The sequence below is a fragment of the Desulfoluna sp. genome (assembly GCF_030145185.1).
Lineage (GTDB): Bacteria > Desulfobacterota > Desulfobacteria > Desulfobacterales > Desulfolunaceae > Desulfoluna.
The window spans coordinates 1-10,405 of sequence record NZ_JAQYWB010000116.1 but is presented as its reverse complement, the minus strand read 5'-3'; the positions used below and the strand labels follow the sequence as shown (position 1 = coordinate 10,405).

6 protein-coding genes are annotated in these 10,405 nt (G+C 55.3%); 1 reads left to right on the top strand and 5 read right to left on the bottom strand.

The genetic code is table 11. From position 1 onward, the window contains the following. The coding region (locus Q1Q75_RS21615; protein ID WP_300675120.1) for a hypothetical protein at positions 1 to 5,311 on the top strand (5,311 nt) is incomplete at its 5' end. Between the two features lie 536 nt (positions 5,312 to 5,847). Here Q1Q75_RS21615 and ilvN read toward each other — a convergent pair. From ilvN to Q1Q75_RS21590, 5 genes are all read right to left on the bottom strand, one after another. Beyond that, positions 5,848 to 6,123 (bottom strand): acetolactate synthase small subunit, encoded by a 276-nt coding sequence (ilvN, locus tag Q1Q75_RS21610; protein WP_300675118.1) that lies wholly within the window; start codon positions 6,121 to 6,123, stop codon positions 5,848 to 5,850. Beyond that, complete coding sequence (ilvB, locus tag Q1Q75_RS21605; RefSeq protein WP_300675116.1) at positions 6,116 to 7,786, bottom strand: biosynthetic-type acetolactate synthase large subunit; 1,671 nt, start codon at positions 7,784 to 7,786, stop codon at positions 6,116 to 6,118. Before ilvB ends, ilvN begins: the two co-directional genes overlap by 8 nt. A gap of 655 nt (positions 7,787 to 8,441) precedes the next feature. Next, positions 8,442 to 8,906, bottom strand: a complete 465-nt coding sequence (locus Q1Q75_RS21600) for a thioesterase family protein (protein ID WP_300675114.1) — start codon at positions 8,904 to 8,906, stop codon at positions 8,442 to 8,444. 362 nt (positions 8,907 to 9,268) lie between these two features. Next, positions 9,269 to 10,147 (bottom strand): radical SAM protein, encoded by an 879-nt coding sequence (locus Q1Q75_RS21595; RefSeq protein ID WP_300675112.1) that lies wholly within the window; start codon positions 10,145 to 10,147, stop codon positions 9,269 to 9,271. An 86-nt stretch (positions 10,148 to 10,233) separates the two neighbouring features. Next, the coding region (locus Q1Q75_RS21590; RefSeq protein ID WP_300675122.1) for a DUF4197 family protein at positions 10,234 to 10,405 on the bottom strand (172 nt) is incomplete at its 5' end.

Here is a 10,405-nt window from a genome sequence, read left to right as displayed (position 1 = left end):
AACCACGGCCAAATTGTTCAATGCCACCCCGTACTTCAACCCGAAATCGTACACCTTCAGTACCCTCGACTCCCATTTGGACGACCTTGATCTCGCCTTTGACATTGAAACCGATGACACCGAAAAAGCAAAAGCTACCTTTGTACTCTACTCGCCCTACGGCGATGTCTACACGGGCGATGAGACCGGCCTTGCCGACGCCGTGGACCGAGACACCGGCATCTGGCGACTGGACATCCTGCCCAGCGGGAGCCTTTCCATGGCGGGCGAGAAGATCGCATCCCTTTCCCCCAGACCCGGTTTGTCCGATAACCAAACCATTTTCAACCTCACCACCCGGGTCTCCACCGACCCCGGTGTCCAGACCCAGGAGTTCATGCTCGGCATCGTGAAGACCGTTTCCCTTAAAACACAAGGTGAAGACGGGTACTTCAACGAGGGGGAAGTCACCATCGACCTGAACACCAGCATGGCCCCCAAACTCACCATCCCCTCCTATATCGACGACATCGTCGCCAGCGGCGACAAACTCAACGAAAACGTGGCGCTCTGGCAGGCGTGGATTAAATCGGAGAAGACGGGCCATGAATTTGAACCCCAGGGCGAATGCTTCAAATACAAGGCCCTGTTCGACCTGAAGAAGCGCAGTTACGAGACTGAGCACAGCTTTGATTACCAGAACGACCGGGAAGTTTATGAATGCCGAGACGAAAACGGGGACTCAGCCGTGTGTATCCGGGGAGAGTTGGGGCCGTACAACATGGCCGAGCCCGTTCCCGAGTCATACAAAGTCCAAGTGGTCATGCGTGATTTTTCCAAGAAGATACAACGCCCTTACCAGGACGTGGAATACCTGAACCTTCTGACCAACTATTACGACCTGTATCAAAACTGGAAAGACCGAACCATTCAGGTGGACTCGGCCCAGTTTCCCTACGACGGGGTGCCATATAAAACCCATGAATTTACAGGATGCCAGGCGGGAGACACCGCGTGCATCACAGCCGCCATGCAGGGCAATTTCCCCCGTATTCCCGTCATCATACAGACGAACCGCCCTATCTTTGGGGTTCCTTTGGATCGCCTGGTCCAAAGCACCCTGCCCATTACCTTCGACTACACGGCAAGCGACCAGGATGTCTATGACATCAATGCCGCAAACTGGGCCTTTGTCAAGTACATGGCCAGCCAGACCTTAAACATCGTGACCGGCAACTTTGTCGGGCTGATCTGCGATTCGGTGGATCTGGTGGACGATCTCCATGATGTGGAGCTCGCCGCCCAGGATGACCCCCTGGGCAGCGCCCGGGCCAGCATCAACCGATACTCCAGCAGTGACCCGTTTTACGGCCTGCACAACCAGGATTCCTTTACCTTTTTTATGTCCGGGGTGCCCGAGCAAAACACCAACGTGGATACCTACGGACAGAAGCTGAATTACGCACAGATTGCCTGTGGCTGCGCCAACCTCGCCAACTCCGGGCTCCAGTTTGCCCAAAACGCCGATATGCTGGTGAACCTCGACTACGAAGCGTTGGGCAGCGCCGCGGATGTCTACCGAGTCATCGCCGGCACCTCCACTGCCGTAGGCGCGGTCGCCATAATGGCGGAAGCCGAAGAGATCGCAGAGCTCATCCGCAATGGCCAGATTGAACAGGCCCGGCAACGCTTAAAAACAAGCAGTGACATCAACTCCCTGAGCCAGGGACGCGACATCTACGCCGACTTAGACAGCCTGACCGCCAATTATCAAAACCAAGGTTCGGCTAAAAACGGAAACAACGTCCTTAAGTCCAACGCAAAATATCTGTTGGGAACCGGAAAAAAAACACGGGCGGAGGTTGAGTTTCGCAGGGTGAGCTCTGTGCCCGTCTCCAATCTTAAAGTTGAGCTTGATCGGGTCAAGATCATTGCCAATTATGAATCGGCTGGAAACAACGCAGAGATCAGCATGCTCCCCTATGTCGGTGTGATCAGCGACAAACCGGGGGAGGGAGACGCCCTGCATTCGCTTTTTACCGAAAGCGAGGCCATCATTGACGGCAACCACGGCTGGGGTTACCTTCGCTTTGGGGGCGTGAAAGACGGACAGACACTGGAGACGCCTGATACAGTGCTCTATTCCGGAGGCGGATACAATGCCGCCGCCATCTACGTGGAGCTGGCCATCATGGAAGATGACAGCCTCAGCGTGGAAGACGACGACATGATCGGTGTCTTCAGCCAAACCATCACGCTGGAAGAGATCTTCAACAAACACGCAGATTTTACCTGGGAATACTTAGGGGGGGACGACTACCGCCTGCACATCACCGAATTTCCCATCTACAACTCCAGCAACCAGCTCTGTCTGGAGAACCCCTTGAGCCCGGATTTTGAGCATCAGAAAGCCCATAACCGGAACCGAAGGCCCAGCGCCCTGGTTTCGCTCACCATAGAGCTCACCATGGGGGATCTCAGCATTCCCCACCCCAAGGTAGACACCTCCCTGGACTTAGGGGTCATGGGCAATGGTCGGGATACCTACGCAATGAACATGAAGTCCGTCGCCAGCCTCGACGCCAGTGGAAACATTCTGGATGTCTACGACGGCGCGGCCATCGTGGGTGAGTCCCTGGCCCAGGCAGCCCTGATTGAGTATGGTATCGGCCCTTACTATTTAACGAAGCGATTCGACTATGATACGAGCGTGTTCACAGGCGATCTGCTTCCCATCGCCCAAGCCCTGGCCTCACCCAAAGCGCTCTCAACCAAGGAGCTCCCGCTGGTCCGACTCCTTCCGGGGAATCGACTGCTCTTTGTGATCTCCCACCATGACGGTGCACGGATCATAATCGCGGCCTACAACGACGCGGGCGCCCTGACCCTTGAAAAAAATGAGATCATCAAAGACGCCGAAGGCAACCCGGTGTACAGCCTTTTAAAGGCAAAACTCTCCCCGAACCGGACGCGTCTGATGGTGCCCTTTGTGCCCACGGGCTATGCCGGTACGGACAAAAAAAGCCCTGCCTATCCCCACTTGAATCTGTATGAAATTGACCTGGCGGCAGCACCAGGGGAGACCACAGAGATCACCCGCCTTTCGTCCAACTCTTTCGGCGAGGGAGCCCCTTTAACAAGCATCGAATTCATTGATGAGACCCATGTGGCGATGCTCACGCGGAGCCTTGTGTTCGGCGAAGGGGAAGAGGCCTGGTGGCCCGACTGGGAAAACGTTCAGCAAACCTGCACCAGTGACACCCTGGATTGCCTGTTTGAGACGGTGGGCAGCGACATCCTGCTTTTTGCCCTCAATGACAGCCATCGGCTCGAGCTGACCGATGCCCAGGAGTTTTTCTACTCCCCGGCCCATGAGGCGTACATTAAATCGTATTACCCGCTGTACCGAATCTTCACGTTTCGGGACCGTGTCAATGACCTCCAGCACGTCTCAACCGTCGACGGATCCGCCGCTGTATTGCGACTGGGCCGGAGCCTTTTTCAACTCCAGTATGATCCATTCACCGATGCCTACTACTTCGGAGACAGATCGGCCCATCAGAACGCCCTATCCATCCGGTACAACCCGGAAGGGGCCTACTACTGTGCCGACGGCCTCACCTGCTCGGGATACCTCAAATTAGCCGTCTACCCCGGAAGAGACGAAACCCATGTGTACCGCAGCACCGAACGGGTGCAACGATTCGAATTTGCCGACACCGACCGGGACCTGGCCCTGGGGTTTGAAGGTCCGGTCCTCCACCTGCTGAGCCTCTACGACGGATTTGCCTACAAAGGCCCGCACATCACCGGTCCGATGTTAGATACGATGGTTCACGTCAACGCTTCGGCCACCCTCACCTTCTCCTTTACCGTCGCGGATCGGGACACCCCGTTGAGCGGACTCACCATCACGGCCCGCATCGTCCCTGATGACGCCCCGACAGGGTACGCCGGGACCACCATCTCTGACATTGTCGCAACCCCCAACGCCGACGGGGGCTATGACTGCACCGGCACCCTGACAACCACCGATTTCCAAGCAGAGAGCACCCTGACCCAGCGCGTTGTGATTACGGTGACCGACGGAACCTACACAAGCGAAAAAGAGTTCACCATCTACCACAAGCCTTTTGTCCTCATCCCCTTTGCCGACGCCACCCACGGCACGGAACTCTGGAAAACAGACGGGATCGTCAGTTCCCTGTTGAGCGATACCAACCCAACCGGTGACTCGGTCTCTTTTGACGCCGATCCGTTTAAGGCAGGGGACCGTTACTATTACACCGCCGACAACGGCAGCGGAGTAGCGCAACTGTTCACCACAACCCTTGACGGAGAGGCAGCCCCCTTGAAAGAGGGCCTGGCAGACGCGGCAGGCTCCTCGTTTGCGGCGTTGGGGGGCCATGTCTATTTCCGAACGGCCCCATCCTCTTCAGAGACGGCCCTGTGGAAAACTGACGGCACCGCAGCTGGCACCACCCAGGTAAAGGCCATTTCAGGCGGAAACATCCAGCAATTGCAAACCATCGGCGACACGCTGTTTTTTTTCGTCAATGGACAGAACGGCGGTCCCGATGCACTGTGGAAGAGTGATGGATCAGAAGGCGGCACAACCGTTCTCAAGGAACCCTTTGATATTTATGGCAGCCTCACCCCCTCCGGCGATAAACTCCTTTTCGCCTCAGCGGCCAAGGACAGCAACCCCTGCGGTCTCTGGGTAAGTGACGGCACCGTCAGCGGGACCCAGCTGCTGAAAGGGTTCGACAATCCACCATGGAACCTGACTGATGTCGATGGCCTGCTCTATTTCTTTGACCACAAACAGACAGAGGTCAACAACAACTATACCAACCACCGGGACCTCTGGAAAAGCAACGGCACGGTGGATGGCACACAATTGGTAAAAGCCACAGAAAGCCCGAGGCCCTTGAGCGTCAAAGAGATGGTTGCCGTGAATGGGTCCCCTTATTTTTTAATGAATAACGTGATCTGGACTTCCAACGGCACTGATGCGGGAACCGTTGAGGTCGAAAATCTCAACACATTGTCTGATTTCAATCAGGTATGGGGGAATATTCGCGTTGTCGCTGATACCTTCTATCTCAATATTCAGCGTATCCCGGTGAGCTATCAGGTGTATGCCATGCAACCGGGGGTGAGCGATGCGCTCATTGAGGTGAGTGAGATGAGTCCGGAAAAATATATCCTTTACAAGGAACCGGCCGGCGCAAACGAATTTCTCTATTCAACCCAGGATGACGATCACCATTATCTTTGGAAACACACCCCAGGTGACGAGTCCACATTAATCAAGACAACAGACCGTTAGGTTATACAACCCAAAGGCCTCCGGCAGACCTGCCGGGGGCCAAATATTTGCCCGTTTTTGGCTATGTTAAATAAGGGGTCACTATTCAGCTCCCCAAAAAGCCTCCGGCCACCGTAAATCTTAAATATGTATTTAAGAGCTGTTTGTTAAACTTTTCAAAAGTTTAGCCCCCGGCAGGGCCGCCGGAGGCACAAGCTGACCGGGTGCACCGAATGGAAAAACTGCCTGGGCTTTGACAATGGCGTGGAGGCATTCCCCGGTCAAGCCCGGGTACCAGCGAAAAGCCGATTGAAAGGGATCTGCCTGCCTTTTCATCTAATCTTCGTTGGTAACTATTTAGCTTATGCCGGAGGCCAAACCTTTGCCCTACCTCATTAAAAAGGGCTTGATAACTGGCCTTCCCCAAGTGTATGAAAATTCCCGCGAATGATCTCATCCCAAGAAGCGATGGGTGAGATCATTCGCAACCTGGGGTCCAAGGTGACGAAGCCACTTTGGCTAAAAATCCCCTGGCCGCCGGAGGCATGCTTTTCGGCCTACCCTGCCTTTGCCTGCTGAAAACAAGTGGGCATATCCCTCCCCTCATGCACGGAAATATCACGCACATCATAGAGTTTTTCCAGCTGCTTGATAATCTGGGGCAGCCTCTCGTCTTTGTTCACCAGAAGCTGCATGCGGCTGTCCCCGGTACCGGTGAGGCCCACCACGTAGACCCCATCCAGGTTGTAGTTGCGCCGGGCAAAGAGGCCGGCAATCCGGGAGAGAACCCCGGGGTGGTTGGCAACGGTGAGGGTCAGAGTGCAATCAGGCATGGGAATCTCCTTCAATCATCGATGTGTTGGCGGCTCCCGGAGGAACCATGGGGTAGACGTTGGCCTCCTGGGGGGTGGTGATATCCAGTAACCCCGGGCCGTCGGCCTGGAGAAACGCCTGGAGCGCCTCATCGGTACAGGTGGAAAGGGAGAAACGGCTCCCGGCGATGCCAAAGCCCTTGGCGATCATGACCAGATCCGGATTCCTGTCATATTGAGAGGCGCAGTAACGGGCTCCGTAAAAAAGCTCCTGCTGCTGGCGTACCAGTCCCAAAGCGCCGTTATTCAAGACGATAATCTTCACGTTGAGGTTCTGTTCAGCCAGGGTGGCCAGCTCCTGGATATTCATCATGATGGAGCCGTCCCCGGAAAAACAGAGAACCGGGGTTCCGGGGTTTGCCAGGGAGGCACCAATGGCAGCAGGCAGGCCAAACCCCATGGTCCCCAGGCCACCGGAGGTCAACAATTTCCCGGCTCGCTGGTGGGGGTAGTACTGGGCCACCCACATCTGATGCTGCCCCACATCGGTGGTGACAAAGGCATCCCCTGAAGCCATCTGGCCCACTCGCCGGATCAGGGCCGCAGGCCTGGCGTCGTCCAGCTCGCTTTGGGGGGTCGGGTGTTTGGCCTTCATGGCGATGACGTCCTCTTCCCAGGTTCTTCGGGCTCGGGGCTCTACCTTTGGAATTAAAAGGGAAAGGATTTCCCCAGCGTCTCCTGTGATGCTGCAATCCGATGGCCGGAGCTTGTCGATCTCTGCCCCGTCGATGTCCATATGAATGATGCGGGCATGGGGGCAAAAGGCGGCAAGCCGCCCGGTGGCCCGGTCATCGAACCGAACGCCAGCGGCAATAAGAAGGTCTGCCTGGTCCAGGATCAGGTTCGTGGACCGCGAACCGTGCATCCCCAGCATTCCCAGGGAAAGCGGTGAATCCGCAGCAATGGCCCCCAGCCCCATCAGGGTGGTGACCACCGGGATCCCCGCCTTCTCACACAGGGCCTTCACCTGCTCCCCGGCCCCGGAGTTGACCACCCCGCCCCCCGCGTAGAATACCGGCCGCTGGGCCTTGCCGATCATCTCGGCAGCAACATCCACCAGGGCCGCATCAGGGAAGGCGGCGGGTATCCGTTCTCCCGGTGAGGGAAAAGCCTCGATATCAAGCGTCGCTGTCTGGATATCTTTGGGGATATCCACCCAAACAGGCCCGGGGCGTCCACTCAGGGCAATGCGAAAGGCCTCGGGAATCACCTCCACCAGCTCCTCAACGCTGCGCACCAGAAAATTGTGTTTGGTCACCGAAAGACTCAAGCCAAAGGTGTCCACCTCCTGAAAGGCATCTGTGCCCATCAGCGAAAGCGGTGTCTGGCCGGTAATGGCTACCACAGGCACCGAATCCAGGTGGGCATCGGCCATGGCCGTCATCAGGTTGGTCACCCCAGGCCCCGAAGTGGCAAAACAGACAGCCGGCAGCCCGGTCGACCGCGCCATGCCCTGGGCGATAAACCCCGCCCCCTGCTCATGGCGGGCCAGAATATGCCGGATGGGGCTCTCCCGAAGGGCATCGTAAAGGGGGAGGTTGGTCCCTCCGGGGATCCCGGCCACTTGCTTGATCCCCTGCCGTTCGAGAAGTTGAATCACGATCTCCGCACCTGAATACTCCATGGTTCTCTCCTTTCCTTATTGAAATAAAAACGCCTCCGGCGGCCCTGCCGGGGGCCAGACTTTTGAAAAGTCTGACAAACAGATTTTAAAGACAAAAAAACCCCGGTCGGATGATTCCGGCCGGGGTTTGTGATCAACGTTGTATTATGCGTCTCATCTCACCCCGGCCTGCTCACGCAGACCACCACCACGACCACACCCACCACGACGACGATGGCGGCTGCAAGATTCAGGGCTAAGAAATGTGTAGGGTGGGTCAGCATAAAAAAAATTCCGTTCTGGGATGTTTTAAAAAAAATACGCCATAAAAAACAAAAAAAGCCCGGTCGGTAGTTCCGGCCAGGCTTTGTCTCATTCTATGGGATCAAAGTCTCAGCCGAAGTACACCACAGGCACCACCACACCCACCACACGAACGTTGGCGTTTAGAGATGCGAGAAAGGTGTTTAATGAGCTGAGCACGTTTGGTTTCCTTTGACTTATAGATAAACAACTTCACTTAATCTGAAGAATACAAAGCAATTTGTCAACAGGTTTTCTATTCCTGCACAAAAAAACACCACAAAGACCCACTTTTTGAAGAAACGGCACGCCGAGATACATCCGTTTCACGTCCTTACGACGCAAGCGGTTTGTCTCGTCACGCCTCCCGGATTTATCCCACGAGATAGGTTCCCGTCCCGGCGGCAATGAGTGTCTCGGCCTCGTTAAAAAACTGACTCCGTACCACCGCCACCTTGTTCCCCAATCGCAGGAGCTCTCCGGTGACCGTAAAATAATCCCCTTTTCCCGGCCGGATATAATCCACACGCATGTCAATGGTGCCCATGCGGGTTAAGCGCCGGGTCAACTCTTCAGGCGTTGCATGTTTCATCTTCTTAATCACGCTCAACTGGGCAATGACGCCCCCGGTAAAATCCAGTGCCGACGCGATCACGCCCCCATGAAGAATATCTTTGTGGGCATTCCCCACCAACTCATCCTTCATGGCAATTTTCACCACCGCGGTCTCCAGGTCCAACCTCTCCATCTTCATGCCGATGAGCTTGTTGAACGGCATCTGGTTCTCATAAAAATCGACAAGAATTTCAAATAGTTCTTCGAAATCAATTACAGTCATTGTGACCTCACCTGTCTCTTGTTAAATAGATGCCATGATCAGGGCAAAAATACACGTTCCCACAGTCGATCATCGTTCACCATCAACGCAAAAAAAACGATCGCCTTATGCCGAGTAACTATTCAGCTTATGCCTCCGGCGGCCCTGCCGGGGGCTAAACTTTTGAAAAGTTTAACAAACAGGTCTTAACTATATATTTCGGATTTATGTTGACTCAAATGCGAATGTGATTTGACCCGAGGAACGAGGGGCAAAGCACATTCGCAACCAGCTTTCAAGGTGGCACACCTTGCCGCCGGAGGCTTTTTTTGGAGCTGAATAGTTACTTCGCCGATCCTATTGCCTGCTGCCTCTCGCCTCCCCTACAACCCCCGCGCCCCCTCACTCCTTAAGGCCCCCACATTCCTTGTTTCAAGAATCCCATCCACCGTCTCAATCATCTTCGCCCGGTCTTTCTGCAGCTCCCCGCTCACCGGCAGGTAGTTGGAGGCATGGGCACCGACAAATTTCAGGTGATCGATGGTGATATTTTCAAAAATGATCTTCATCTCTTCCAGGGTTTCGAAGGGGTCGGGAAGCACCCGTTCGCCTTTTTCGTAGGCCTTAAACAGGACGGTCCCCGGAACCGGGGTGTAGGTCAAGGCGGCTAAATAGCGGGGTTTCATGAGGTTGGTGATCTCTGCGGTGGCCTCGGCATGTTGCCGTGCCGCCTCCCCATTGCCCGCCGCAATGCCCAAAAGCACCATGGAGGAGAGGTTGATATCCGCAGCAACCAGGCGTTGTCCCGCTTCAAGCATCTCTTTGGCATTCACCCCCTTTTTGATGGCAGCCAGCACCACGTCATCCCCGGACTCCACGCCCAGATAGGCCTTGGTCAGACCGGCTGACCGCAGCAGGGACAAATCGGCCCCCTTGGCCAGGGTACTCTGCGGCCCCACATAGCTGCCCACATGCCGCAAGGAGGGAAAGGTTTTATAGAGGGTGGAAAGGATCTCAAGGAGAGCGGGGGTCTCCATGGCGATGGCGTCCCCGTCGCAGAGGAACACTTTTTCCAGATCCCCGTAATGGGCTTTGGCCATCTGGATATCGGTCATGATCTCATCCATGGAGCGCACACGATATCTCCTGTCCTTATACATCCCGCAGAAGGTGCACCGATTGTGCGAGCACCCGATGGTGCACTGCAGAAGATAACTGTGGGCTTCACTGAACGGCCGGAAAACCTGTCCTTCGTATCGCATTTTCTTTGACTCCTCCGATGGGATAAATGTGCCATCCGCACTCTTTCACCCCGGAGGAACCGAGACAAGGAAAAAAACATCTTGAATCAGTTTGCGCCAAAGACCTTTTTGAGCAACGCAGTCACCTGCTTACCCGGGTTTTTACGGATTTCGGCCTCTTCAGCGGCGAGATAAAAGAAAATCCCCTGAATGCCTTTCTCAAGAACATAATCTGTCAAATCCCCCTTCACATCAGGCACAAACGGAACGGTCTTGTAT